We start from the raw sequence: 26,102 nt of genomic DNA on the forward strand, positions 1-26,102 counted from the left end.
ATACTGATCTTATACCACCTCATGGAGCAAGATAAAAATGTTACTGAGACTGGAAAAGAAAAACTACGGCCTCTTATGTTAGAAATGTTTAATCTAGTTTCAACAGGCACTGATGTGAGCCAAGAAGTTCGGAGATTATTGCCAGAAGATATACTGAAAGAACGCGGCGAATATTTGTCACGTCTAAAACAAATTGTAAGTGATAGTATTGAAAATGACAAAAAAAAAGAAATTGTAGTAGAAAGAGATAATAAATTTTATTATGTACAGTGTCCAGAAAAAAGTGTGATCACTCCTGCAAAATTTATGAACTCCCCGGAATTTAAGGACTTAGAATATGGTGCATTGCGAATAGGAGAAGGAGATAATCTAATCTGAATAAAAAGCTGGCAATATCATGATATGCAAGGCAAAGTAAAAATGACCTTTAGGGTAGGCGATGAAAAGATCGAAATGATTTTATCTTATGAAAAAGCTGAAAGTTTTGGTAAAATAATGGTACATATGGATGACAAAAGTTGTGAAATCTTCTCAAAGTACCTAAAAGAGCTAGAAAAAGAACCTCGTATAAGCAAGGTTGTTGAAGCTGCTAAAAGTTTTGCACAAACAAAAAGCAGTGCAGTTAGTCCACCTCTTTCTAATATGAAAAGTGTTGACACATCGCAACATTTTCAAAGTAGTGACCATGAATCACCAGAGCATTAACAATTATCATACATACATTGTTGCATATAGCAATAGTGTATGTGTATAGTTAGTAGGGTTTGTAAACTTAATAAAGTCTACAACTAATTTGAAAACTACTTTATTGTATGCAAGACTTTAAAATACTAGAAAATCTAAAAACCAAAGCACTAGAAGCTGAAAAAGGAGGCGGTTCTGACAGGATTACCAAACAACATGAAAAAGGGAAATTAACTGCTAGAGAAAGGCTCAGTATATTGCTCGATGAAAGTTCTTTTGCAGAATACGATAAATTCGTAAAACATCATGCAAATGATTTTGGCATGCAAAATGCTAATTTTTTAGGTGATGGGGTAGTGATTGGTCATGGTACTATTTATGGCAGAAAAGTTTTTGTTTATTCTCAGGATTTTACTGTCTTTGGTGGTTCACTTGGTGCGTCACATGCAAAAAAAATATGCAAAATTATGGATATGGCAATTAATGCCAGAGTTCCAATTATCGGACTAAATGATTCTGGTGGAGCCAGAATTCAGGAAGGAGTAAATTCTCTTGCTGGTTATGGAGAAATTTTTCAAAGAAACGTAAATGCATCGGGTGTTATACCACAAATTTCTTTAATTATGGGCCCATGTGCAGGAGGTGCAGTTTATTCCCCAGCATTAACTGACTTTACTTTCATGGTGAAAAACAGTTCATATATGTTTATAACCGGGCCAGATGTAGTAAAAAAGGTTACCTACGAAGATGTAAGTTTCGAAGACCTCGGTGGAGCAAAAATTCATACAAGCAAAACAGGAGTAGCGGATTTTGCATTCAATAATGATGTTGAAATGCTGCTAAAAATGCGTGAATTCTTTACTTTCTTACCAGCAAATAATCAAGAATCACCAAAATCTGCACCAATCTGTAATGATGTTGACGACATTGATGAATCCTTAAACACTCTAATTCCTACCAATCCTAATACTCCTTATGATATGTATGAACTCATTGAAAAAGTTTGTGATGAAAGGAATTTCTTTGAACTGAAACCTGATTTTGCTCGTAATATCATAACTGGTTTTGGTAGAATTGGAGGAAATACTGTCGGTATTGTTGCAAATCAACCTATGCACCTTGCAGGATGTTTGGATATTGATTCTTCAAGAAAAGCTGCGAGGTTTGTAAGGTTTTGTGACGCATTTAACATTCCGATCATCACACTTATTGATGTTCCAGGATTTTTGCCGGGTACAAATCAAGAATACAATAATATAATACAACACGGAGCGAAACTGCTTTACGCTTACGCTGAAGCGACCGTGCCGAAAATTAGCCTTATCACTAGAAAAGCGTATGGTGGTGCATACATTGTTATGAATTCGAAACATCTAAAAGGTGATATAAATTATGCCTGGCCAACTGCTGAAATAGCTGTGATGGGCCCTGAAAGTGCAGTTGAGATTATATTTCGACACGAAAAAGATCAGCAAACGTTAATTAAAGAATATAAAGAAAAATTTGCTAACCCATTTTTTGCTGCATCATATGGATACATTGATGACATTATAGTGCCAAGTAAAACAAGGTATCACTTTTGTAAAGCATTAGAGCTACTCAAAAACAAGAAGGTAGAAAGGATATGGAAAAAGCATGACAACTTACCTCTGTAACTTTCTTCTAAGCCTTGCTTACAAGTTATGCAATATTATAAGTATAATCAGTGTGCCGTTACCAAGACTCGAACTTGGGACCTCGTCATTACCAATGACGTACTCTACCACCTGAGCTACAACGGCAAGTTTATATATTATGATAATGAATAACACAAAAAAGAATAAGGAAAAAGAAGAGGAGAAAAAAAGATTAGCGAAAGCTTTAAAGCAAAATATTTTGAAAAGAAAAAAGCAGCAACAGAGTAGACAGAGAACCCTTTCAAAACTCGTTTGTGGTGAGGAATTTTTAGGAGAAAGCACCGCAGAATACTCGAATGTATTTGAGAACGACAAAATTACCATCAGAAACTTAAGTTTTGAAGGAGGTATCATGCCAGAACTACCGGAAGTGGAAGTAATCTCTAATTTTTTGCTTGATAAAATTAAAAACAAGCAAATCAGTAATGTTATAGTGAATAATTGGAATTTACGTGCCCCAATAACAAAAAATATTGATGATATGCTAAAGGGCAAAGTCATACGCAACATCAAGCGTAGAGGTAAGTATACCATCTGGAATACAGATGGTAGTGTGGCTGTAATCATACATCTTGGCATGAGCGGAAAGCTTATATATGCTGACCACGATCAAATGCGGAATAAGCATGATCACGTGGTATTTTTATTTTCTGACAATACTTCAATAATTTTTAATGACCCAAGAAGATTTGGATTAGTTATCGTTTTAAATAAAGAACAAGAAACGGATTTTTTTAGCGATTTTGGAATAGAGCCCCTCACGGATGAATTCAGTGGAGACTATTTACAGGAGTTGCTGAAAAACAAAAAAGTGAATATCAAATCAGCGTTAATGGACAATAAATCAATAGTTGGCGTAGGCAACATATATGCTTCTGAGAGCTTGTTTAGAGCCTGTATATCACCACTCAGGTCAGCAAAAAACTTGACCTATAGGGAGTGCGAAAAACTTGCTGCTGAAATAAAAAATACTCTGAGTGATGCAATTGCTGCAGGCGGTTCAACACTGAAAGATTATGCACAGCCATCTGGATCTGCTGGATACTTTCAAAATAACTTTTACGTATATGGTAAAGTTCAAAAACCTTGCAAGATTTGCAATAATATCATAACACTTATACGACAAAATGGCCGTAGCACTTATTTTTGCAACGCGTGCCAGAATTAAGATTTTATTTTTTGATATGATATTTTCACTTGAAAAAGATCCATTTGATTTGTTTTCAAAGTGGTACAAAGCAGTACTTAATTCTCCGTGTGAACAACCAACTGCAATGACGCTAGCAACTTGTAGCAAAGACTGTATTCCATCTGCAAGAGTGGTATTACTAAAGGAATATAGCAAAGAAGGTTTTGTGTTTTTCACTAACGTAAACAGTAAAAAAGGGAAAGAATTGACTGAGAACCCCAAAGCTGCGTTAGTGTTTCACTGGATAGAATTTTCTAGGCAGGTAAGAATTGAAGGAGAGGTTAAACTTCTAAACGATGAAAGAACTGACAAATACTTCTCTTCTCGAGCACGTGATAGTCAAATTAGCGCATGGTGCTCAAAACAATCGAGCATTCTGAAAGATTGGCAAGATTTTGAGCAAGCTATTGAATTGAAGAATAAAGAATTTTATGATCAAAAGGTCCCTCGTCCTGATTTTTGGGTGGGATTTTGCGTAATCCCAAAAGTAATTGAATTTTGGCAAGAAGGTGAATATAGGAAGCATATTAGATTTAGATACACTCTTGTTGAGGGAAGCGATTGGAAAGTGGAACAACTATATCCTTAAAAATGGTTGCGGGAGTAGGATTTGAACCTACGACCTTCAGGTTATGAGCCTGACGAGCTACCGAGCTGCTCCATCCCGCGTCGTTGCTTATTTAGTTATTATATATACAAATAATGAAAAAAGAAAAATAAAATTTCACCACATGCAAATATCGACACACTTATTAACTTTTCTTGACATAATAGTTAGTTATATACGTAACAATCTGCGCAATGAACAATATAACTTGATACTGTGGTTTCCTGTTTTTCAGTGTGTAGGAATTCTAACCTATTTTTCCCTAAGTTTTGAACCAAGCTGCATATCTATTTTTCTTTTGCTTTTACCCACACTAATTTTGATTGCAATATTGTATAAAAGGTACGCGATATTGTGTATCGCTTTAATTGCAGTGCTCATAGGATTTACAGCTAGTAAATTAAGAACAGCTTTAGTTGATACTCAAATTCTTGATAAAGAGAGATATGTAAAAGATATCGTTGCCACAGTGAAGGATATTAACGACAGGGGCTCATATAAACAATTTCTGCTTTCTGTTGAAAAATCCCCTACTATCTCAAAATCCTCTCCTGTCATCCCAGCGCCCCCTTTTGTCATCCCAGTACTTGATACTGGGATCCAGAAAAAAAAGATATGGATTCCAGCGTCACGCGCTGGAATGACACCGGATAGAGCTCTAGATAACATCAGAATATCAGTTAGAACCAAAGTGGAAAAAGGCATTAAAATAGGCGATCAAGTAAAATTATCAGCAAAACTCTTCCCTCTAAAGATTGCGCCCTCGGAGTATGCATACGATTTTGCAAGAATAGCATATTACCAGAAAATAAGTGCAACAGGCTTTGCAACAAGCAAAATAGCCCTGCACAAAAAGGCTGAAGCAAGGAAATTTCAAGAATATATAGAATCTTTCCGTCAATACATTTATGAAAACCTGCAGCAAAATATCAAGAAACCACATGCGGATATAATCTCTGCATTACTGATCGGTAAAAAAGATGGCATAGATCAAAAAACTATGGACGCGATACGAGATTCAGGTATAGCACATTTGTTTGCCATATCTGGTTTGCATTTATCATTCGTTGCTGGTCTGTTTTTTGTAGTGTTTCGTAATTTATTCGCAATATCTGAAACTTTGACTCTTAAGTATAACACCAAGAAAATATCTGCATTCCTTACTATCTTGCCAACCACGTTTTATTTGTTGATTACCGGTATGCAAATTTCTGCTCAGCGTGCCTACATCATGGTGATTTTAGTACTCGTTGCAATAATGATAGAGAGAAAATATCGAGGGTTAATAGCAATTGCGTTTGCTGCTTCAGTGATACTCTCAGTAGAACCAGAAGCAATTTTAAAGCCTGGCTTTCAGATGTCATTTTCTGCTGTTTTGGCACTGGTTGCCAGTTATCAGATCAATGCCAACAAATTATTCAAAATAAAAATAATGAAATATTTTGTGTCGATAATGATCAGCTCAGTAATAGCAAGTTTAGCAACTGTTCCGTATACGATATATAATTTTAATTATTTTTCAATTAGTGGCATTATCACAAATTTAGTTGCTATACCGATAGTTACATTAATTATTATTCCACTTGGAATAATCTATGTTTTTTTGATTCCTTTGGGTATTGAGTGGATTATAGCGCCACTTATAGAGCGCCCAATTGACAGCATTTTGTATATAACAAACGCTATCGCTAGTCTTCAGTATTTGGTTATTCCCATTCGTACTTTTCCTGCCTCATCAATTATTATAATAACATTTGGGTTATTGTGGCTGTGCTTGTGGGAAAGAAATTGGCGTTTTTTGGGATTTTTTTTTATTGTACTAGGTATTTGCTTTAGCGCTGCATATAAAACCCCCGACATCCTAATAAATGCTGATAATGTTGCTGCAAAGGAGAGTGATAACTTACTATATTCTCTCACTAGAAAAAGCAGAAATTTTGTTATCAAAACGTGGGCAAAGCAAAACGGACAGAACCAAATTTTGAATCATACAAAATATAGCAATCCAGATAAAAGACTAAAGTATGGCTGCATATATAATAAAGGAAATAATAAATTAGTGCTGCTAGCTTATAAAAAAGAAGATATTTCAGAAAATTGTGATAAAGTTGATTTAACAATTCAATTAAGTGAGTTTGACTATTCAGCTTGCAACGCTAAAATTATTAAACATGCTGATCTAGAAACGTATGGCACACATTCTGTTTGGTTAACAAATCGTTACGTAAAGATTAATACAGTGCGCTCCAATAGGCCTTGGCACATGTTGAAAAATTAAGAAACTTGATTTTAAGGTTTGGTTAATGTATACCTAAATAAGTTTAAACTAGAAAAATGTTATGGTTACAGACACTCAAGATCCTTTCAAAGACTATTTTGATTTTTTAGGATTTAGAAAACTTTCTGACCAGCCCAGTAGAATTTTGAGCTCTATAAGAAAGTATTCTGGTACTATATCGATAGCAAGTACCATTGCTACTCTTATAGCATTTACTGCCTTTTCTATTCAGCCTGTTACAGTAAGTATTGCTGGGTTTGCGTTCACGCAAGCACCTCTTGCCTTTATTCCTCTTATAGTTCTCTTATTTACTGCTGTTATAAACTTTATAAATACATAAAAAATAAAAGAGAATGAGATAGATAAAAAAGTAGGAAACTATCAAGTTGATGAACAGTACAGCCAGATTGTTCAAGAAGCCGAAAAAATTGAAATTGTAACAAATTTAGATAAAAAGGGGGAAAAGCTTTCAATAGTTTTACCAATTTCTAAGACGCAGAGAGAAATACTAGAAGATATAGAAGCAGAAAATAGAAATAGGATTCTCTTGTTTACTGGATCATATGTATTTGGTACTATTATAGTAGTTTCAGCAATATCACAATCCATTAATGCTCCAATAATATTAATAGCTTTATTAGTCGCTATTCTTTTATGCATCATATCAACACTTAGCAATCTAATAAGTAATAGCGTGGATCATGAAAATCATACTATTAGAAAACACAGTTCTTTAGGTCTTCTATTTCCATACTGGTCTGGAAAGGGCATGATTGTATCAGTAGTAGAAAATAAGCTTGGTAAAAGGGAAAATGAACTAATATCTCTAATGAAAAAACTACTTAGTCCGCTTTGCAACTCATTTGACAGTAACCTTAAAAAAGCTTGCGATTTACTTGATAATAGTCTTTTAAAGCCTGCAAATATTAACATTAAAGAAACGCTTGATCACCTAAAAAAAATCAGAGAAGACATCAAAAAAGATTTAGATTGGCTACATGCAGAAATTTCAGAAGTTTTAAATAACACTAAAGAATTGACAAAAAAAGCACATTCACTAGATATTGAAGGTACTTTTTCTAGGTTAGAGAATGCTATTAAAATTGCTGAAGATAAAATTGAACGATTTGAACCAAGCCGCTTTGTAGGCTGGCTTCAATCAACTACGCAGTCTAATAATAACGAGTTCCTTAGCATGCTAAAAAAGTTAAAAGAGGATACAGAAAAGGAAAAAACGGAATTGAAGAAGCAATTAAACGTAGTAAGGAATGAATTAGAAGAAATAAAAAAGAAGCAAGCTCAACCAAGTACGCCTGATTTAGAAGCTAACAATGGAAATAATACTAATAAATTATTAGTATTAGAAAATAAAGTCAAAGAACTACGTGACACAGTTAGAAAGTTAGAGCTGGAAGCAGAACAAAATAAGCTGCAGCAAAAGAAGGAAAAGTTAGAGCAAAAAAAATCTGAACAAGAAAAAACAGATGAATGGAAAGAAAAAATCAACGGCAAACCAAGTGACTTTCTATATTATTTATTAGAATCTATTAAGCTGGAAGAAAAAGATAATAAAGAAAAAAAGGTTGAGGCAACATTACGAGATTTTGATAATAAAGTTACAATCTACTGGAAAGATGGCTCTCAAACAATTTGCCATATTAAAAAACAAGGTGATCTGCAAATTGAGTCTAGTGCAACAATGTTTACAGACCCAAATGTTCAAGCAGCATGGGAAATGGCGCGGGGTAAATCACTATAGATCACTCAATAATAACCTTAAGTGTTAATAATGATAAAGAGAAATTAAGGTTAGACACCTATATAGCTGAAAAATGCAACATATCACGCAGTAAAGCTCAAAGATTGATACAAAATGAGCAGGTGAAATTACTTGGCATACCGATAATTAATAATGATCACATAGTAAAACCAGGTGAAGAGTATATAGTACATCTCGTTCAACCTGACATATCCACATCAATTGAGCCTAATTATGACATAAAACTTGATATCGTCTATGAAGATGAGGATATTATAGTTCTGAGTAAACAAAGTGGATTAACAGTGCACCCAGGTGCTGGGACAAACAATGATACGCTTTTGAACGCAGTTATCGCTCACCTTAATGTAAGACCAGGAATTGTTCATAGACTCGATAAAGATACTAGTGGGCTAATGGTAATTGCAAAAAATGAAGCAGCCCATAGTTTTTTGTCTGAATTGTTATCGAATCGCAAAATAAAGCGGGAATACTTAGCAGTAGTTTGGGGAACATTATCTTCTCAGCAAGGCACGATAAAAACTAACATTGCTCCCAAACGCGGTAATAAAGAAATGATGTGTGTAACAAAAATCACAGGCAAATTAGCAATCACTCACTATTTAGTGCAAAAAGTTATAGGACAAGTAAGCCTCGTTAAATGCACTTTAGAGACAGGCAGAACACACCAAATTCGAGTCCACATGAGCCACATAGGACATTCCATAGTTGGTGATCAAGTTTATGGAAAAAATAGTAGTAAAAGCACAAAATATGCTAAAAACTCTAGTTTTATTCGTAATTTCAATAGACAAGCACTACATGCTTATACACTGGGCTTATATCACCCCAAAAGTAAGGGATACATGGAATTTGTCTCTGATTTACCGCAAGATATAAAAACTTTAATTGGTGAGTTTGACAACATATCTTAATAACATTCGTATTAACCTATCAATATTATCATCCATGTTATCAGGAAGTTAATTAATGAAAGAAAAACTGCTGCACTACCTAGATCTTTCACCTTTTTTGAAAGTATGTGTTGTTCACTGGAAATACGCTCAATTGTCGTTTCAAAAGCAGTGTTAACAATTTCCACAATTAACACCAGGAATAGGCTGCTTATCATTACTGTACGTTCTAGATTACTTACATCCAAAACAAACAAAATTGAGACACATACTATAAAAAGCAGTAACTCCTGTCTGAACGCAATTTCTGATATAAAAGCTGATTTTATTCCTTCACAAGAGTATTGAATTGCTTTTATTAGACGAATAATGCCCTTCTTCATTATTATTCACAAAACCCTTTAATCAAAATTTTAACTCATTTGGATTTGCTACACCCTATAGCATTTTTATCATTTGTTTACCCTATTGGTTTTGAAATTAAGATTTACCGCAACTACAATAAGTACTCTTATCATCACATTTTGGTGTTAAGTCAGGATAGAACGTGAGTATAGCATCATTCTTTCTTACAAACACTGATTGATAATCGTCATCTTCCATTTCATATAGACACATTCCATCTTTTCCTAATTCCTTAAACGCCTTAGTTGCAGAAATTATCGGCATGAAGGTTATATGCGTATCCATTTGGGCATTTAACTTTCACTTCCCCATCCTTACCTAAATATTTCATTCCAAATGTATAAACTGGCGGCTTAATATCTGATTTATTGCATAGGGACTTATCATTCCAAATTGCACCTGCCCATTTATCTTCTTGAGCTTCAACATATCTACCTACAAAATGCATACCACCTAGTTTATCGTTTGGCTCACCACAAAAAATATGTCCAAACCCTATAGTTTCTTTTTCACTTTCACTATTTGTAAACCAAATGTTAGCCAGTTCATCTTTAAGTAACTCCAAATCCGCATCTGGCGTAATCACTTATATATTCCTTTCACTACTTCTTGATGCTGCGGACAACTAAGTAAAATTTTGAAATCTTCTTTATCTGGATGTGCTCCCCAATCTCCACAAACTTTCAACACTCCTCTATCGAAGTCAGTTAATTCTGAAACGGTGGCTGGTTGTGAACTGAAAAATGGTTCAAAATTGACTTCAACATTTTCTTCTACATAGCCGGTGTGAAAATAATGATCCTTAATATAAAAAATAAATCCTATTATTGGTATTATTAAACACAAAATTAGTTTAACTGTCTTCGACATAATCACGTTCACAAAAAAGCTAGCCTATAAGAAATAATTTAAAAAAGTTTTAATCTAATCGTTTTTGCAGAGCAGCAACTCCCGGCATTTCATCGCCACTTAACCAATCTAAAAATGCTCCTCCACCAGTGGAAACATATGTAAAATCCTTATCGGTAAGGCCTGCAGCGCTTATTGCAGATAGACTATCGCCTCCCCCTATTATGCTGGTTAACTTTCCTTTGTGCGTTAAGTCACTTACGATTTTCATTACCCCTATTGTACCACTTGCAAAAGCTGAATGTTCAAAAACACCAATAGGTCCATTCCACAGCAGAGTCTTACTGCTTGCTATTATACTGCTTATTGTACTCAAAGTTTGTGGTCCGATATCCAAAATTATATCACCGTCCAAAATGGACTCAGTTCTTCTTGAAATACTAGTGCTGTAATCAGAGTTTACTGCAACCAGAACGTCTTCTGGCACAACTATTTTGCAATTGTTTTTATTTGCTGTTTCAACAATATTATGTAGAAGGTCGTCAACACCATTTTGAAAGAAAGATTTCCCTATATTTACTTTGCTAAATGACAAAAAATTATTGGCTATTGCACCACCTAGAACTAGGTAATCAACCTTTTCTGTTAGCTTCATAAGCACTTTTATTTTAGTTGATATTTTAGCTCCCCCAACTATCGCAGTAATAGGTTTAGCTTTAAATGATACAGCTTTTTCAAGATACTTTAGCTCATCTTGCAAGCAAAATCCCGCATAAGAAGGTAAAAATTCTGTAATGCGTGAAATAGAAGCGTGAGCTCTGTGAGAGCAAGAAAATGCATCATTTACATATATATCCGCTAGAGATGCTAGTTGTTTGGCAAAATTTGAGTCACTTTGCTCTTCCTCTTTATAAAATCTTAGATTCTCTAGTAATATTATATCTCCTGCATCCATAACACTTACTGCTCTTTGTACTTTTTCACCAAAGCAATCGTCAATGAATTTCACTTTTTTATTTAGTAACTGCGATAAAGTGTCAATTACATTTTTTAGCGACAGATTATTGTCTCTGGCCTTTGGGCGTCCAAAATGTGATATAATAATAATCTTTGCACTCGCATTCACTAAATACTGAATAGTAGGCAATGCTCTCAAAATACGAGTGACGTCACGAATTTCTCCATCTTTTATAGGAACATTGAAGTCAACTCTGAGTAAGACGGCTTTATTGTGAAGATCACAATTTTCTATACTAGGTATACTCATTGTAAAACTAAAGCTATAAAGTCACTATACAGCAGTTTGATCTAAAGTAAAGTTTTAAGCTTACGAACGTTTAAGGAAATTTGCATGCCAAACGCTTGACACTGGAACCTTATCGTCATGCCGCCACGAACCGTCATACCGCTGCGGCGCTAACAAGAGATCCCGCTAACACGTAGCGGGATGACGAATTACTTAACCATCATCTACACCGTCATACCGCGATTCATTCGCGGTATCTCAAAGCATAGATCCCGCTAACACGTAGCGGGATGACGAGGTCATGCCACCGCGCGAACCGTCATACCGCCACGAACCGTCATACCGCGATTCATTCGCGGTATCTCTTAGCTGCTAACACGTAGTGGGATGACAAATTGCTTAACCGTCATACCGCCACGAACCGTCATACCGCCGCGGCGCTAACAAGAGATCCCGCTAACACGTAGTGGGATGACAAATTGCTTAACCGTCATACCGCTACGAACCGTCATTCTGCCGCGGCGCTAACAAGAGATCCCGCTAACAAGCAGCGGGATGACGAATTACTTAACCATCATTACACCGTCATACCGCGATTCATTCGCGGTATCTCTTAACATAGATCCCGCTAACACGTAGCGGGATGACGGTTGTCGTTTAGCTATAAATATTTAAGAAATTTACTAAATGAAAAAAAAGGCAAAAGAAGCCCTGAGGTTATTATCCGCTTTAAAATATTGGCGTTTTTTATGTTTTAAACGCTTGACAAGCGAGATTCAGCCGCTTTTAATTGCAACTAACCTACGCTGCAAATGTTTAAGAAATTTACTAAGCAGAAAAAAAGACAAAGAATCCCCGAGTTAGCTAGTCTTTTACTATCTCTGTCGAGTATTGGCATTTTTTGATGTCTTGTAACGCTTTATAAGCGCGTTCAGCTTATTTAGATAAAAATCTAGATGTAGATGAAGTTTTGTAAAGACATACAGTATCTATATACTGCAAAAAATTGAACATAAGACGCCGATACATTAAGTAATCCTTACCTTTTAATCTGCAGATTGGCGAAAGCAAATACAATAGCTTCAGTTTCATGATAAGGGCGCTGGCGAAGGGTGTCAAGTAAGTTTTTCGTTTAATCCGTTTCTTGATTTAGGTGCCCTTGACTTCCGGCTGGGTCGAATTTGTATAGCTACATTGTTGGTAAATCTAAATTGCTTTAATAATTTTGATTGAAAAATAGTTTTTCTATTATATAAATGCTACTTTAGAGTAATCAAAATGGAAGACAATAAATATAGCCTAGGTTTAAGAGTTATCCATTGGTTGATGGCTGTTTTTATTATCGGTATGCTTTGCTCTGGACTTTATATGAAAAGCTTACCACTTAGCAATGAAATTAAGTTCAACATATACGCTATTCATAAGGCTTGCGGTATCACTATTCTTGGATTAATCATAGTACGCATATTTTTTCGCGTCTTTACTTATGTTCCACCACTTCCAGCAAATTTTTCTCGGTTTGTAATCAATATAAGTAAAGCAGTGCACTTTGGTTTGTATTCTTTAATGGTGCTAATGCCACTATCTGGCTATGTCATGTCTTCTGCTTCTGGCAAACAGATCAAATATTTTTTCCATATCCCTTTGTTGATTAATCAAAACAAAGATCTAGCTAACACGGCTAACGAGCTACATTCGATGCTTGCATATTTTATGGTACTCTTTATAATCTTACATATACTTGGCGCTTTGAAGCACACATTTATAGATAAGCAAAACATTTTTAAACGTATGATATAGGTTATATGTTAAGTAGCCTCTGGAAAAAAGGAACAGATTTTCTTGGCAGTGAGTTTGCTATAATGGGTGGTGCTATGAGCTGGGTTTCAGAGAGAAACTTGGTCTCAGCAATCTCAAACGCTGGTGGTTTTGGTGTGATTGCATGTGGTGCAATGTTCCCAGACTTACTGGAAAAAGAAATCATAGAGACACAAAAATTAACTAACAAGCCATTTGGTGTAAACCTAATTACTATGCACCCAAAGTTGAGTGAGTTGATAGATGTGTGTATTGAAACGAAAGTGAGCCATATAGTGCTTGCCGGTGGACTGCCAACAAAGCCTAATATAGAAAAAATCAAGGGTGCAGGCATTAAAGTTATGTGCTTTGCACCAGCATTAAGCCTTGCGAAAAGGTTAGTAAAAATGGGAGTAGATGCATTAATAATAGAAGGAATGGAAGCAGGTGGGCATATAGGTCCAGTGAGCACTTCTGTTCTTGCACAAGAGATATTGCCTCATTTTAAAAATGAACAAATACCAGTGTTTGTTGCAGGTGGAATAGGCAGAGGCGAAGTGATAGTTAATTACTTAGAAATGGGAGCAAGTGGCTGTCAAATAGGCACATTATTTGTCTGCACTAATGAGTCAATTGCCCACAAAAATTTTAAGGAAGTGTTTATTAAATCGGCCGCACGTAATGCAATACCTTCTGTACAGATAAGTGCTGATTTTCCTGTAATTCCTGTAAGAGCTATAGCCAACAAAGCAAGTGATGACTTCATGAAGCGTCAAAAAGAAGTTATTGATGAATACCAAAAGGGCCAGATCTCAAAAGAAGATGGGCAGCTTGAAATAGAAAAATTCTGGGCTGGAGCTTTAAGAAGAGCAGTAATTGATGGAGATGTTGAAACAGGATCTCTAATGGCTGGCCAAAGTGTTGGCATGGTTGATAGGGAAAAGCCTGTAAAAGAAGTAGTGAATATGTTAGTTCAACAAGCAAAGAATCATATTAATAGCAAATCTGTAGAAGTAGAAAGCCCAGAAAGCAAATAGTTAAGCGACCTTCCAATAAGCAAGTTGCCGCAATTATTTATAATATGGCATAATTGCCCAGTTTTAATGTAAAATTAACGCTAAAGAGGTATCTATACATTTTGTTATGTATGGAGGAGTCTATGCTAAGTTCTAAAAAAGATATTAACCAACAATTGCACGACACTATATACAAAAAGGTAACAAAAGAAAATCATAAATATGGAAGCCCACAAAAGGGAGATGGAACTATCAAAAAATGCATAGAGTTGTTCAAGGAAGGAGCTAGTCCTGAGGTATTAACTGAATTAGAAAAATCGCTGAGAGAACAATTAGAAAAATCACCAGAAAAACAAGAGGAATATCAAAAACATTATAAGTATTATATCGAAAACTTTCTTCCTGCATTGAAAGATGAAGTAATAAAATCAGAAGAACTAGCTGTACCTACAGTATTTAACAATGAAAGAGAACAATCACAAAGACCACAAACAATAAGAGGAAAAATAGTAAAAACAATTTTGGATATTACTAACAGGAGCAGCAGTGTAAGCTCAATACCAAATGCTGTTGAAGAAAATATTGAAGATCAAATGCAGCTAAAACATATTGAAGAGCAAAACAACACACAAGAAACACCCTTGAATGTAGCTGAGAAAAAAAGTGGTGATAATAAAATACTTAGTAATTCAGATGTTGCAGAGGAAGTGTTTGAAAAATATAGCAAGGTTGTGAAAGAAATAGAGGAGAAGAAAACTTCTAAACTCAGTAGTGGCAATGACTCAGATAGTGGAATAGACTCACCTAGAACGAGTAAAGAAAGTTTGAAATCACCAGTAAGTAGCAGAAGGAGCAGTTTAACTTTAGTAACAAGCACTTCATCTGAGGAAAGTTTAAACTCAACATTGAGCTCTGTTGAAGGAGATAATGGCTTACAACCAGAGGGTGGAGAAAAAACTGAGTTATTAGAATCAAATTTGGAATCCCCAAAAGAAAACGAGACTCAAGTGCAGCCAGAGCAGACTGTAAAAAAAGAGCCAAAAATGCAAGAAAATGAAAACTCAGATGGTCAAGCAAATCCAGATCAAGTTAAGAAAGATATCCTACTTAAAAACCAACCCAATAACAGAAATCTTCACGTTGCACTTGTAGCAGGTTGTGCTCTCTCCACAATAGGGTGCATTGTTGCAGGAGCAATGACATCAGGATTGATAGGAGCAGGACTACTTGCTATGGTTGCAGTGCTTGCTATAGCAGCAGTAGCTGAATTGCATTCAAACTTCCTATCAAGTAAATTAACATCCATTAATGTGAGTCCTCTTGTTGATGATAAGAGCTTACAGCATGTTCACAGCGGTAAAAATTAAATATGTATTACTTGTAGTGGATAAGTGAATTCAGTTCTTGCCTATTGATATAAAAGTTGTTATATTTGAGGAATGTTTAAAAGGTGTTTAGTTGATGCGCATTCAATTGAATAAAGTTTTGGTTTTTGTAGCCTTATTAAGTTTCATTTTTGCATCATATTCTAGCGAAGCAAGTTCGGCGAGTGATGAATTAAAGGGTATACAAGAAACGGTAAAAAATTTTATTTCTTCATTTTCAGTTAAAGATACTGTAGAAAATATGAGTCCTTCAACAATCATAGGGTTGTGTATAGCTGCAGTGATACTTGCAGTAGTGTTCAGAGGTCTAATCTTTTTTATGATAATGTTTGGTGTACTGGTCCTGATGTTCGGTAGTACAGAAAAGGCAACAGACTACTTAAAAGAAAAATTTAACTTTGCAAAAGATATAAAATTACAATCCGATAGCGAAAAAAAAGATAAAAATTAAGATAGTATTTTTATCTTTTTTAATTATCTTTTTTAATTATCTTTATTGAATACGCATATGCAGTTAAAAGTACCAACAGTTAACTCTAAGCTTAAAAAAAAGAACAACTTAGCATTACTAGAAAGCATTGATTTAGATTTTGTTCCTTATGCTTGTCATTACGATGAAGAAACCATACTAACAAAACAGGGAGAATTGTTAAAAATAATCAAGTTAGAAGATTATTCTTCTGTTGATAACTACAGCGACCTCAGAACTGAAATTAGAAAAAGCATATCAAAAAATATTAATAGCCTGTGTTTTACCGTTTGGATTCATACCGTTAGAAAGCGCAATAAACTGAGCTTGAAATGGAATAAAACTGAAGACTTCTCTGACAACCTACATTCAACGTGGTTTAATAAACTAACTGATAGTAAATTACAGTATATAAATGAACTATACATTGTAATATTGTTTAGCGATTTTGGCAAGCATACTAATAATTCGTTTTTTTTCAATAGAATAAAGAATAAGCATAAGTTGTCTTTACAAGAAAGCCATCAGGAGTTGCAAAAGATAACTGACGTAATTCAAAATGATTTAGGACCTTTTGGAGCTAAAAAACTGAGTCTAAGGTTTAGTGAAGGTAAAATATATTCTGAAATGATAGAATTTCTCCACTATATTGTTACATTAACGCACAAAGATTATCCAATACATGAAAGGGACCTGTCGCAATATATTAGAAATTTTAAAATAGCTTTTGGTTTCAATACGTTTCAAACAATATTTGAAAATCAACAGAAATTTGGCTCTATTTTCAGCATAAAAGAATACCGGGAAATCTCTTTAGGTAATATAGATAGATGCTTGCAGCTTGAATCTGAATTTATCATTACAGAAATAATGATATTTACTAGTAATAACAAAGCAATAAAAGAATTTAAAAAACAAATCAACATGCTGCAAATTAGTGAGGATAATACCTTACTTAAAAGCTCAGGAATTGAAGAAATAATAGAGCTTGAAAAGACCTCTAGTATAGACTTCTGCCAACAGAAAATTATTTTTACAATATTTGCAGATGATAGGAATAAGTTAGCTGAAAGTATTAGTGATTTATCTTCTATAATTTCATTAGTTGGCTTCATGATGTTTAGAACTGATTTACATATGGAAAGTCATTTTTGGGCACAACTTCCAGGCAATTTTGCTTTTATTACGCAACCGAAAAATATCTTAACAAAATACGCTTGCAGCTTTGCTATGCTGCACGATTTTACGTCAGGTACATTAAAAGGAAGAAGGTGGAAAGAAGCGGTAATGATTTTTTTCTCAAAAAAAGGAAATCCTTACTTCTTTAATTTTCATGGAAAAAGAAATAATGGCCATACTACGATACTCGGAGCTCCAAATTCAGGCAGAACTTCACTCATTAATTTTCTATTATCAGAATCAAGAAAGTTTAACCCAAGAATTGTCATATTGGATAACACTGGAAAATCAATAATTTTTACTAAAGCAGTGAGTGGTAAATATTACATAATCGATCCAAAATATAAGGACAAAAGCCTAAAATTTAATCCACTAAACATTGAAGATAGTGCTTCCAATCGCAATATGTTGGTTGAACTGATCAGAAGAATGGTAGCCGATACGAGCTTGGTGGACGTAGAAGAAAAGATAAGAAAAATTGTGGATTCTATATTTGCTATACCCAAGGAATCACGTTCTATTTCACAAATTTCTGAGGTGCTCTTGCTCCTTGGGGGTAAGATAAGTAGATGGTGTGACGATGGTGACTTTGCTTACTTATTTCAAGATGGTAATGAATCAGATATTGACTGGGAAACAAAAATTATATCTCTCAACACCGCAAACCTTACAAAACAAAAGGAATGTATGTCCGTGATACTTTACTATTTTTTATATTCTTTTGAGGCAAAATGTGATGGCTCGCCTGCAATACTTGTTTTGGATGAAGCATGGGAGATAAGTAATATTTTTCCTACAGAGAAAGAGTTTGATAACTGGATGCAAAGAATGACGGAACTAAATGTTGTAGTAATCCTAAGTACTGAAAATTTAAATCTCGCATTTGCTAGCAAATTTACTCAATATTTAGATAAACATGTTGATACAAGAATCTTGATGCCGAACGTCAATGCAAATAGATTATACATGAAAGCATTTTCTTTATCAAAAGAGGAGCTGAATATAATTCTGCAGACGCCAAAGCAGGAAGGTTTATTTTTGATAAAACAGTATAAAGGATTAGTAACTTTAAATTTAGATTTAAAGAATATGCAAGAAATACATGTACTTTCAGCTAACAAAGAGACGATAAAGTATATGTACGAGGCAATAAAGGAAAAAGGAGAAGAAGTTAATGAGTGGTTACCGGTATTTTATGAGAAGTGTAAGGCTTAATTTCTTATTGATATTTTTTTTGATACTTGGTCTTTCGTATCAAGGATATGCTGATTGTCCAACATTTGTAGAAAGTAATACTTGGTTGGAAGCAATAGTTGGTGGAGATTGGGTAAAGGAAATTAAGGTGCAAGCAATAAAAGATCAAGGAGTTGATGGTTACTTTAATCCCAAAATTAGAGTATGTGCTTATGATGGACAAAGTTATTGTTATGACTTACAAAGTGGGGAATCCTGCCGCCAGATATATGGAACGCAAGGTACAGGAGCTGGAGTTTCTGCTGCAGCTTTTATCGACTGGGAAGGAGATAAAACAAAAGCTGGAGGAGAAATTGCTCGGGGTCTTAAATGGGAATGGGCAGACGGTGTTACTGATGAGGAAAAAAGAAGATTCGCTAACTCTCCTAAAATATGTGCTTGCAGTCAAAAAGGGTCTTGTATGTCAGGAATTTCTTCATGGGGTTCTAGAGTATTTTCGGGTGAGAATATTTTCCGTCCTGGGGAGATGGAAAAAGTCTGTGATACCTGCTACCAAACGGCAGTAAAATGTGCTCCTGTGCCACTTGCACCTAGCCCCCCTCCATTCTGTGAACAACTTGCGATGTCACCTCCACAAGTTAGAATTGTTCCTATAACAAATGAAGATAATGATTACTTCGATCCAAGAGTTGGGGTGATAATTAGCGGACTGGAGGAAAGAAAAGAGTTAGGTTTTCCACACGTTGTTTCAAATAATGAGAACATTCCAAATCACTCATATAATGTTACAGATAAGGATACTCACTATTACTTCAAAACCTATAGAAAAAAGGGCCAGCTCTGTGCTGAATACCTTGGAACTCAAAGTATAAATGAACAAAATCCACAGTTCGTCCGCTGTTTTCCTACACCACCTGCTCCAGAACCTGAGATAGTGGAGATAGTAAATAAAAATACATTGAAAGTAGAAATGAAGATGAGTGAGAGCACTTGTGCTAAAGCACATGGAACCTATAGTAATGGTTCCTGTACTTTTAATGTTAATACTGACCTCAACCATCCTATAAACATTGGCCCCCTATCTTTAAAAGTAGTAAAACCAGCAATAGTAGCAAAAACAACTGATAGTAATATTGATAATATTATAGAAGGTATATTAGAAAGTAATCCGCAACAATTTAAAGTTCTGAAAGAATATGGCTATGTTCCTGATGTGCAAATTAAATGTTCTAAAGGCGGAAGTTTTTATAGTTTTAATGATTTTGAGAAAAAGTTAAAAGACAAATCTATTCAATGTGAATTTAATAACTCTGGGCAGCCGGAAATAGAAGTAAAGTATAAAGGAAATTCTAACAGTAAAATGCTTTGTCTTTCTGGATGGCAGCCAGAACCAGAGGAGTTTGTTCTTAAAAGAGAAAATAAAATAATACCACTAAAATTAATGGGAACAAGATATACTAAATACAATGCTGTTTACTCCAAGGAATCAAATCAGTTCTATTATCTTCCAAGCAAGGAAAATAAAAGAGCCGATCTCTTAAACAGAGATCAGAGTGAGTTAGATAAAATAATATTCAATAAACAAGGGTATGTTTTCTTCCCTGATGAAAATGAGCAGAAGAAGAGAGAATGCAGTTACTGTGTAAAAAGAAATGATGAGATAGACGATACATTTAAATCTAGTAAAGGACTGAAAGTAGTATACAAATTGACGGATGTAGAGCATAGAGAAAAATGTAATCAAGGTGATGATGGTTGTATCTGCTTTACTGGAACATGCAGCCGTTCAACACGATATGTAGACAAAGAAAACACTCAACCTTTTTATACAAAGATTTCACAAAATACAAATGGCGTTGTCACACAACAAGAAGCACCAATTAAAGCAAACAGAACGGAGGTCTTTTACGCTGATAAATTGTGTAGGTTCGATTTAGAAGGTCTCAAAGAGAAGTTAAAAGAGATAATCGAGAAACAACTGGAAAAAGAGAAACAAGAACCGGAAAAAAAGAGCGAAAAGTCCCATGTTTTTGGAAGTGGAGATTATGATGTGGATGGCTCACAAATAACATCTAGCCGTGTTGAAATAGAAGTGTGGGGATGTGGTGAAGCAGGTCACATAAAAGATACACCTTACACTTACACACCTAATTCCACTGAAAGTAGAGTAGGAATGCCAGGAGATTATATTAAAGCTGAATTGGAAATTGATCTTGATTATCCTATAATTAACATTAAAGTTGAACAGGGAGGAGGTAACAGGGAAAAGGAATATACAGATAAGGATGGGGGTCCTATTTTTATAAGAAAGTGTCGTTTAGGTAAACAAGAGTGCAAGGATTTAATCACTATGGGAGGCGGAGGCATCTATAAAATATATGAGTATAAGGATTATACCGAACCAATAATTGATGATAGTGTAAAATTAAAAGAAAAAACCACAACAACAGGATTGCGGGTTACTGAAGATAATAAAATAATATATATAGAAAATGGTGAAATCAAGCATGAAACAGTAAAGTGTAGCAAGGGTTTTGGAAGCAGTAAACCTGGTGCAGGTGGTTGCATTGATAAAAGCAAAAGAATTTATGGTAAAGGCTCTGCAGGGCAGGTGAAGGTAACGCCTATTATAAAGGGATTTGACATAAACATAATAAATGATGCTATTGAAAAAATGATAGGAAATCGATATGATCCCGGGGAGGTTAGGGATTTTTCGAGGAGTGAGTTTGACACGAGTTTAACTAAGATGATTGAAGAGGAACTCAAAAAAGAATTGTTAAGGTAAAAAGATATAACTCTGAAAATTATGCTCTCGTTTTAATAATTAATTAAAGTAAAGCATGTAGTAAATGGTGTAATTGCTGTATCTTAACAAAAAGGTATAACGAATGTAAGGAGGGTACTTTATGTCTCTAAAGAATAAAATTTCTGAGCTAATAGAACAACAATTTAGCATTAAATACCATGACAATTATTTGGCTTACGCTATACATAAGTGGGCTGCAAGCGAAATATCTAATTCCATTGCTTTTTGCATAATTGGTTGTGGAAATTGCAAGATTGGATATCAAGATGCTGCAAATTCGTTCAACATAACAAAAGAAGAAATTGAACAAGGTAATATTGCAAGCATAGAAAGTAAAATAAAAAGTGAAGCTGAAAAATCAGGTAGCGAGTTTTCTGAGTTGATTTCTAGAGTGGATCAATCGCTAAGAGAACAAAGTGAAAAGTCTATTGTACAAATTTTAGATTCACCCGCTGAGGAGATGTTAAGGAGTTTCTGTGATAGCCCTGTACAGTCTCCAGAGCATGAAGAAGTCAGTGCCATCCTCTGCTTCACATGAAGAGCATGCTACAGAAGGCCTAGAAACTAGTGTTAATTCAGATCTTTTGTCAACCTAATCAACCCCATATATATGTTTTTTTTGTACCCATGCTTTGCGTTTTGGGGTAGAAAGAAAACACCACTCTTCGTTACACTTTTCTATTTTCATTACAACAAATTTGTCTATTTTTATAGTAATCTTGCTGTCTACACTCTGTTTTTGATATCCATAAGTATCTTCTTTTACAATCGCGTAGCGCTTATCACTAAGAAGATTGCCTTTTATCCATCCGCAGTCTTCATCTATATCGCAGACCTTTTTCCAACTCTCAAACTCTTCTATCACTTTCAGGGGCAGATTTTTGCAAGTGTATATCCATTTTACAGGATAGTGAAACCCTGGCCCCGTTCTCATGTTGATCTTATTTGATTTGGTTGAAACAAAGTTGTTAGCAAACAAGCTATGGCTAAATAATAAAAACAATAGGATAATAGTACTGAACCAAGATCCCAGTGTCACGCACTGGGATAACGTGAGGGATAGTGTAACAGACTTATTCATCATAATTCACGATTAGGTTGACATAAGATAAAGAGTAAATTAAAAATTGAATAGATCTTTAAATGCAAAATCAATGCCTATAGAAATATTAATGCCTGCTCTTTCACCGACAATGAGCAAAACTGGAGGAAAAATTGTAAAGTGGCATAAAAAAGAACAAGACAAAGTTGAAGTAGGCGACGTAATTGCTGAGATAGAGACTGATAAAGCCATAATGGAGTTTGAATCTGTAGATGAAGGAGTTGTAGCAAAAATTTTAGTAACAGAAGGAACAAGTGGCGTGCCTGTAAATCAACCAATAGCTTTAATGCTGGAAGAAGGGGAGGATGAAAATGCACTTAACAACTATACCTCAACTTCCATCAATAGTGCAGTTAAAAAGGAAGTGACAAAATGTGCTGTTGATAATCAAAAATCAGAACACCAAGATTTAAACGGAAAGCCAATAAGTCATTCTTTGGTGTCATTCCAGCGCGTGACGCTGGAATCCAACCTCTCAATGTCATCCCAGTGCTTGACACTGGGATCTAGAAAAGAAGAAGATACTAAGACAACAGAAGGTAGAATAAAAATAAGCCCATTAGCTAAGAAAATAGCTCAAAATGAAGGGGTTAATGTGCAGCAATTAAAAGGTACAGGACCATACGGTCGCATAATTAAGGCTGATGTGTTGGAGTTTTTAGGCAGTGGTATACATACTGAAAGTCCTGAGATAGTTGAAGTAAGCAACATACGCCAAGTGATAGCACAGCGCCTGACTGAATCCAAACAGAATGTTCCACATTTTTATTTAACTGTAGACTGCCAGGTTGATAAGTTAATATCGTTAAAAAACGAGATTAACTCAGCAGATGAAAACAATAAAGTAACAATCAATGACTTAATTATCAAAGCTGTGGCTTTTAGCATGAAAAAATTTCCTGATATAAATTCTTCGTGGATAGATAATAAAATACTTAAATACTCGAATGTAGATATCTCAATCGCTGTGGCACTTGAAGATGGGCTAATTACTCCTATAGTAAAAAATGCTGATAAAAAGGGTATTTTATCTATATCAAAAGAAGTGAAAGATTTAGTAAGCAGAGCAAGATCTGGAAAATTGAAACCTGAAGAGTTTCAAGGAGGAGGGTTTACTATCTCCAACTTAGGGATGTTTGGTATAAAAGCCTTCAGTGCTATAATCAATCCGCCGCAATCTTGCATTATGGCAGTTGGTGCATCTAAAAAACAACCAATTGTTATGAATGAGAAAATAGAAACAGCAGAAATAATGACAGTAACGCTCTCTGTTGACCATAGAGCAGTTGATGGGGCACTCGGAGCAAAGTTTTTAAATGCCTTTAAGCATTATATAGAGAATCCTCTGGTGATGCTTATTGAAACTGCGGTAATCTATTAGCATTGTTATTACAAAATTAATACCTCTAAGTTTATACTTTTATTAGTTAATAGGTTTAGAGGTAAAAAAATGAATACTACAGTAGAAAAAAATAATCCAAAAATTTTTCCTCAAAATGAAGGAAAGATTAACTCAAAAGGCATGGTTGCCCCACCTGTTCCTCCGAAATCTTCCCAAGCTAAATTTGCTGGAATAAAAGCAATTTTTGAGCGAAATGTACCTCATTCTCAAGCAAATGATAGTAATGAAACAGTGAGTAGCAATCTTGGAAGAACATTTGGCCCAACAATGCAAAAACTCATGGAAGACAACATTCATAGCACTCCTAACAAACAACGCCGCAATTCAGGGGATAGTGGTATCAGTGATATTAGTAGCAGCACTTCTGATGATGAGGATAGAACAATAAAAGATAAAATGATGGAAAATGTTAAGCAGGATAACCATCAAAAAAGCTTTGATTTACATAAAGTACAAGCAACTGATGAATTAGAAACCGTAAAATTTCTCAAAACGCTAAGCAAGAAAGAAAGAGAAAAACTTGGTTTTTCTCCTAAACAGCAAAATAACCAAAAGGTTGAGACTAGCAAAAAAACTTATAATCCACTTGATTGGAATCCAATCTATCAAGGTAAAAAGCTCTTTAGCTTAGGCAATATGTCGAGTAATTCGTCTTCATGTAGTGAAAAAAGCAATATTTCAGATGTAAGCGATAAGTCTAATAATTCAAACATTGTTAGATGTAATATTACTAGGAGTAACAGTAAGGAAGACCTTCGTAAACCTGATGCTTCACATAATGACAAATCTGCAGGTAAAAAATTATCTAATGTCAATGTAAGCGAATTAATCAGAAAGTTTGAACAAGGTAATGACATAGTAAAAGGGCGTTAATCAAATGTTACCCTATCTTTGTATATGTGAAGGTAGGGTATCTTTTCAAAATAGTATATCCTTTATAGCTTTGTTAATTTTTGACTCCCTCTCTGCAAAAGCAGTTTCTAGAGAGGTTTTAAGTTTTTCCCATTCTTCTTGACCATTTAGAACTAAAGATTTATATTCATTTTCAATTTTTTCCAATGCTCTTTGATATGAAAAACCTAATTCCTCATATATATCAATATTTATCGATTGCAGTATTACCAAAAATGAAAACAAATTCGGATCAGGTAATTCTTCTCTTGTGTGATTCAGAAGACACAGCTTTATTTTTTTTACGCAGTATTCTATTGTTTTTAACGATAGTGACAGGCTTTCTGCATAAAATATAAAACTATCTACAATCAAATTTTTTGACTTTTTCGGTAATTTAATATTTTCAAATAGTTCTTTTGTAAATTTTTCTATCGGTTGTTTTGGCAAATGTAAAGAGAGATCAGTAAAAGATTTTAGGTCAAAATTTGGTCCAAGTATTGTGCTGATTGCTCTTTGTACATTACTCTTATCTTTACTTACAGGAATAATGAAAACCAGCCCCTCCACATCAAGCATATACTTTATAGATTCCAAAAAATCGACAACGAATTTAGGACGGCACACATCAAGATTATCCACCATTATATAAATGTTTTTGTCTTTTCTGATTTTATTAACCACATCCGCTAACTGTGTTTTAAAATCTCTAGTACTCTCTTTTCTTCTTTGGAGAAGACTTAATTCACTCAAGACAAAACCTATGTCTTTTTTATCAGCCTCTTTTGCAGCATCAAGAAATACTGAAAGCATAGCAAGTGGAGATTTACTGATCAGCTTTCCTAGTGTGTTTAGAGAAAATAGCTCTTGGTTTATGTTCTTGAACTGTTGTATAACACTTCTTTTTACTTTATACGATACAAATAAATCTTCAAATAGGAAATTTAAAAAAGAAGGCAGTGGTTGGTCCAATGCATTGATATCCCATGCACTATAATAAGCTGCAATTTCATTTTGCTGTTTTAACTCTTTTACCCATTCTTTCAAAAAAAACGTCTTGCCCCATCCATCATATCCTTCCAAAGATATTATTGTAAAAGACTGATCAATTGTTTTAATTATATTGTTAAATTTACCTGAAAATTGCTTATAGTTTAGACGGTCATTTTCCCAAGCCACCACTTTAAGTGGTGGCGCTATTTCTTTCTTTTTGAATGTTATTAGCGATATAAGTTTTTTTAAGCACATGTC

23 protein-coding genes, 2 tRNA genes and 1 pseudogene are annotated in these 26,102 nt (G+C 34.6%); 18 read left to right on the forward strand and 8 right to left on the reverse strand.

Annotated elements, in window-relative coordinates:
- The first annotated feature begins 21 nt into the window (after positions 1–21).
- The 3 genes from WHA_RS07115 (at position 22) to WHA_RS05195 (ending at position 2,339) form a co-directional block, all read left to right on the forward strand.
- Positions 22–378, forward strand: a complete 357-nt coding sequence (locus WHA_RS07115) for a hypothetical protein (protein WP_227738564.1) — start codon at positions 22–24, stop codon at positions 376–378.
- A 24-nt stretch (positions 379–402) separates the two neighbouring features.
- A complete protein-coding gene (locus WHA_RS07120; protein ID WP_227738565.1) occupies positions 403–705 on the forward strand; it encodes a hypothetical protein in 303 nt (100 codons plus the stop codon).
- 107 nt (positions 706–812) lie between these two features.
- A complete protein-coding gene (locus WHA_RS05195; protein ID WP_015589410.1) occupies positions 813–2,339 on the forward strand; it encodes an acyl-CoA carboxylase subunit beta in 1,527 nt (508 codons plus the stop codon).
- Between the two features lie 53 nt (positions 2,340–2,392).
- Here WHA_RS05195 and WHA_RS05200 read toward each other — a convergent pair.
- Positions 2,393–2,465 (reverse strand) — tRNA-Thr (locus WHA_RS05200).
- Positions 2,466–2,712: 247 nt separating this feature from the next.
- Between WHA_RS05200 and mutM the strand changes: the two genes are divergently transcribed.
- Positions 2,713–3,528 (forward strand): bifunctional DNA-formamidopyrimidine glycosylase/DNA-(apurinic or apyrimidinic site) lyase, encoded by an 816-nt coding sequence (mutM, locus tag WHA_RS05205; protein WP_015589411.1) that lies wholly within the window; start codon positions 2,713–2,715, stop codon positions 3,526–3,528.
- A 16-nt stretch (positions 3,529–3,544) separates the two neighbouring features.
- Positions 3,545–4,138, forward strand: a complete 594-nt coding sequence (gene pdxH / locus WHA_RS05210) for a pyridoxamine 5'-phosphate oxidase (protein WP_015589412.1) — start codon at positions 3,545–3,547, stop codon at positions 4,136–4,138.
- A 3-nt stretch (positions 4,139–4,141) separates the two neighbouring features.
- On the opposite strand, the gene WHA_RS05215 is transcribed toward pdxH, so the two are convergent.
- Positions 4,142–4,218, reverse strand: a tRNA-Met gene (locus WHA_RS05215).
- Between the two features lie 62 nt (positions 4,219–4,280).
- On the opposite strand from WHA_RS05215, the gene WHA_RS05220 reads away from it, so the two are divergent.
- Positions 4,281–6,434 carry a ComEC/Rec2 family competence protein gene (locus tag WHA_RS05220; RefSeq protein ID WP_015589413.1) on the forward strand — a complete coding sequence of 718 codons (2,154 nt, stop codon included), beginning with the start codon at positions 4,281–4,283 and terminating at the stop codon, positions 6,432–6,434.
- Between the two features lie 61 nt (positions 6,435–6,495).
- Positions 6,496–6,774, forward strand: coding sequence for a hypothetical protein (locus WHA_RS07125; RefSeq protein ID WP_227738566.1), 279 nt, complete (start codon positions 6,496–6,498; stop codon positions 6,772–6,774).
- Positions 6,775–6,845: 71 nt separating this feature from the next.
- Here the strand turns inward: WHA_RS07125 and WHA_RS07130 are convergent, their stop codons facing one another.
- Positions 6,846–7,097: a hypothetical protein gene (locus WHA_RS07130; protein WP_227738567.1), complete on the reverse strand. Its 252-nt coding sequence runs from the start codon at positions 7,095–7,097 to the stop codon at positions 6,846–6,848.
- A gap of 31 nt (positions 7,098–7,128) precedes the next feature.
- Here WHA_RS07130 and WHA_RS07135 point away from each other — a divergent pair, with 31 nt between their 5' ends.
- A complete protein-coding gene (locus tag WHA_RS07135) occupies positions 7,129–8,193 on the forward strand; it encodes a hypothetical protein (RefSeq protein ID WP_227738568.1) in 1,065 nt (354 codons plus the stop codon).
- A complete protein-coding gene (locus tag WHA_RS05230) occupies positions 8,184–9,128 on the forward strand; it encodes an RluA family pseudouridine synthase (RefSeq protein WP_041573544.1) in 945 nt (314 codons plus the stop codon). The genes WHA_RS07135 and WHA_RS05230 overlap by 10 nt, the downstream gene beginning before the upstream one ends.
- Positions 9,129–9,139: 11 nt before the next feature.
- Here WHA_RS05230 and WHA_RS05235 read toward each other — a convergent pair whose 3' ends face one another.
- The 3 genes and pseudogenes from WHA_RS05235 to WHA_RS05255 form a co-directional block, all read right to left on the reverse strand.
- Complete coding sequence (locus WHA_RS05235) at positions 9,140–9,490, reverse strand: diacylglycerol kinase (RefSeq protein ID WP_015589415.1); 351 nt, start codon at positions 9,488–9,490, stop codon at positions 9,140–9,142.
- Positions 9,491–9,587: 97 nt separating this feature from the next.
- Positions 9,588–10,382: pseudogene (locus WHA_RS07575) on the reverse strand (EndoU domain-containing protein).
- Between the two features lie 49 nt (positions 10,383–10,431).
- Positions 10,432–11,628, reverse strand: coding sequence for a phosphoglycerate kinase (locus tag WHA_RS05255; RefSeq protein ID WP_015589416.1), 1,197 nt, complete (start codon positions 11,626–11,628; stop codon positions 10,432–10,434).
- Between the two features lie 1,257 nt (positions 11,629–12,885).
- Here WHA_RS05255 and WHA_RS05260 point away from each other — a divergent pair.
- The 7 genes from WHA_RS05260 (at position 12,886) to WHA_RS05290 (ending at position 21,994) form a co-directional block, all read left to right on the forward strand.
- A complete protein-coding gene (locus WHA_RS05260; protein WP_015589417.1) occupies positions 12,886–13,407 on the forward strand; it encodes a cytochrome b in 522 nt (173 codons plus the stop codon).
- Between the two features lie 5 nt (positions 13,408–13,412).
- Positions 13,413–14,441 (forward strand): NAD(P)H-dependent flavin oxidoreductase, encoded by a 1,029-nt coding sequence (locus WHA_RS05265; RefSeq protein WP_015589418.1) that lies wholly within the window; start codon positions 13,413–13,415, stop codon positions 14,439–14,441.
- Between the two features lie 122 nt (positions 14,442–14,563).
- A complete protein-coding gene (locus tag WHA_RS05270; protein ID WP_015589419.1) occupies positions 14,564–15,787 on the forward strand; it encodes a hypothetical protein in 1,224 nt (407 codons plus the stop codon).
- 94 nt (positions 15,788–15,881) lie between these two features.
- Positions 15,882–16,256: a hypothetical protein gene (locus tag WHA_RS05275; protein ID WP_015589420.1), complete on the forward strand. Its 375-nt coding sequence runs from the start codon at positions 15,882–15,884 to the stop codon at positions 16,254–16,256.
- A gap of 57 nt (positions 16,257–16,313) precedes the next feature.
- Positions 16,314–18,668 (forward strand): VirB4 family type IV secretion/conjugal transfer ATPase, encoded by a 2,355-nt coding sequence (locus WHA_RS05280; RefSeq protein WP_015589421.1) that lies wholly within the window; start codon positions 16,314–16,316, stop codon positions 18,666–18,668.
- Positions 18,649–21,435: a hypothetical protein gene (locus WHA_RS05285; RefSeq protein ID WP_015589422.1), complete on the forward strand. Its 2,787-nt coding sequence runs from the start codon at positions 18,649–18,651 to the stop codon at positions 21,433–21,435. The genes WHA_RS05280 and WHA_RS05285 overlap by 20 nt, the downstream gene beginning before the upstream one ends.
- Before the next feature lie 121 nt (positions 21,436–21,556).
- On the forward strand, positions 21,557–21,994 hold the full coding sequence (locus tag WHA_RS05290) for a WBM0748 family T4SS-associated protein (protein ID WP_015589423.1): 438 nt from the start codon (positions 21,557–21,559) through the stop codon (positions 21,992–21,994).
- Between the two features lie 54 nt (positions 21,995–22,048).
- Here the strand turns inward: WHA_RS05290 and WHA_RS05295 are convergent, their stop codons facing one another.
- Positions 22,049–22,540, reverse strand: a complete 492-nt coding sequence (locus WHA_RS05295) for an SH3 domain-containing protein (protein ID WP_015589424.1) — start codon at positions 22,538–22,540, stop codon at positions 22,049–22,051.
- Positions 22,541–22,610: 70 nt separating this feature from the next.
- On the opposite strand from WHA_RS05295, the gene WHA_RS05300 reads away from it, so the two are divergent.
- Entirely contained in the window at positions 22,611–23,939 is a 1,329-nt protein-coding gene (locus WHA_RS05300; protein WP_015589425.1) for a pyruvate dehydrogenase complex dihydrolipoamide acetyltransferase, read from the forward strand.
- Positions 23,940–24,008: 69 nt separating this feature from the next.
- Positions 24,009–24,833 carry a hypothetical protein gene (locus tag WHA_RS05305; protein ID WP_015589426.1) on the forward strand — a complete coding sequence of 275 codons (825 nt, stop codon included), beginning with the start codon at positions 24,009–24,011 and terminating at the stop codon, positions 24,831–24,833.
- Between the two features lie 45 nt (positions 24,834–24,878).
- On the opposite strand, the gene WHA_RS05310 is transcribed toward WHA_RS05305, so the two are convergent.
- On the reverse strand, positions 24,879–26,099 hold the full coding sequence (locus tag WHA_RS05310) for a KAP family P-loop NTPase fold protein (protein WP_015589427.1): 1,221 nt from the start codon (positions 26,097–26,099) through the stop codon (positions 24,879–24,881).
- Positions 26,100–26,102: the final 3 nt, after the last annotated feature.

This window comes from Wolbachia endosymbiont of Drosophila simulans wHa (assembly GCF_000376605.1).
Lineage (GTDB): Bacteria > Pseudomonadota > Alphaproteobacteria > Rickettsiales > Anaplasmataceae > Wolbachia > Wolbachia pipientis.

Excerpts from the sequence above, each read along its gene's own strand:
- WHA_RS07115 (WP_227738564.1), top strand. The coding sequence starts at position 22 with ATGGAGCAAGATAAAAATGTTACTGAGACTGGAAAAGAAAAACTACGG.
- WHA_RS07120 (WP_227738565.1), top strand. The coding sequence starts at position 403 with ATGCAAGGCAAAGTAAAAATGACCTTTAGGGTAGGCGATGAAAAGATC.
- WHA_RS05195 (WP_015589410.1), top strand. The coding sequence starts at position 813 with ATGCAAGACTTTAAAATACTAGAAAATCTAAAAACCAAAGCACTAGAA.
- mutM (WP_015589411.1), top strand. The coding sequence starts at position 2,713 with ATGCCAGAACTACCGGAAGTGGAAGTAATCTCTAATTTTTTGCTTGAT.
- pdxH (WP_015589412.1), top strand. The coding sequence starts at position 3,545 with ATGATATTTTCACTTGAAAAAGATCCATTTGATTTGTTTTCAAAGTGG.
- WHA_RS05220 (WP_015589413.1), top strand. The coding sequence starts at position 4,281 with ATGCAAATATCGACACACTTATTAACTTTTCTTGACATAATAGTTAGT.
- WHA_RS07125 (WP_227738566.1), top strand. The coding sequence starts at position 6,496 with ATGGTTACAGACACTCAAGATCCTTTCAAAGACTATTTTGATTTTTTA.
- WHA_RS07130 (WP_227738567.1), bottom strand. The coding sequence starts at position 7,097 with ATGATGCATAAAAGAATAGCGACTAATAAAGCTATTAATATTATTGGA.
- WHA_RS05235 (WP_015589415.1), bottom strand. The coding sequence starts at position 9,490 with ATGAAGAAGGGCATTATTCGTCTAATAAAAGCAATTCAATACTCTTGT.
- WHA_RS05255 (WP_015589416.1), bottom strand. The coding sequence starts at position 11,628 with ATGAGTATACCTAGTATAGAAAATTGTGATCTTCACAATAAAGCCGTC.
- WHA_RS05260 (WP_015589417.1), top strand. The coding sequence starts at position 12,886 with ATGGAAGACAATAAATATAGCCTAGGTTTAAGAGTTATCCATTGGTTG.
- WHA_RS05265 (WP_015589418.1), top strand. The coding sequence starts at position 13,413 with ATGTTAAGTAGCCTCTGGAAAAAAGGAACAGATTTTCTTGGCAGTGAG.
- WHA_RS05270 (WP_015589419.1), top strand. The coding sequence starts at position 14,564 with ATGCTAAGTTCTAAAAAAGATATTAACCAACAATTGCACGACACTATA.
- WHA_RS05275 (WP_015589420.1), top strand. The coding sequence starts at position 15,882 with ATGCGCATTCAATTGAATAAAGTTTTGGTTTTTGTAGCCTTATTAAGT.
- WHA_RS05280 (WP_015589421.1), top strand. The coding sequence starts at position 16,314 with ATGCAGTTAAAAGTACCAACAGTTAACTCTAAGCTTAAAAAAAAGAAC.
- WHA_RS05285 (WP_015589422.1), top strand. The coding sequence starts at position 18,649 with ATGAGAAGTGTAAGGCTTAATTTCTTATTGATATTTTTTTTGATACTT.
- WHA_RS05290 (WP_015589423.1), top strand. The coding sequence starts at position 21,557 with ATGTCTCTAAAGAATAAAATTTCTGAGCTAATAGAACAACAATTTAGC.
- WHA_RS05295 (WP_015589424.1), bottom strand. The coding sequence starts at position 22,540 with ATGATGAATAAGTCTGTTACACTATCCCTCACGTTATCCCAGTGCGTG.
- WHA_RS05300 (WP_015589425.1), top strand. The coding sequence starts at position 22,611 with ATGCCTATAGAAATATTAATGCCTGCTCTTTCACCGACAATGAGCAAA.
- WHA_RS05305 (WP_015589426.1), top strand. The coding sequence starts at position 24,009 with ATGAATACTACAGTAGAAAAAAATAATCCAAAAATTTTTCCTCAAAAT.
- WHA_RS05310 (WP_015589427.1), bottom strand. The coding sequence starts at position 26,099 with ATGTGCTTAAAAAAACTTATATCGCTAATAACATTCAAAAAGAAAGAA.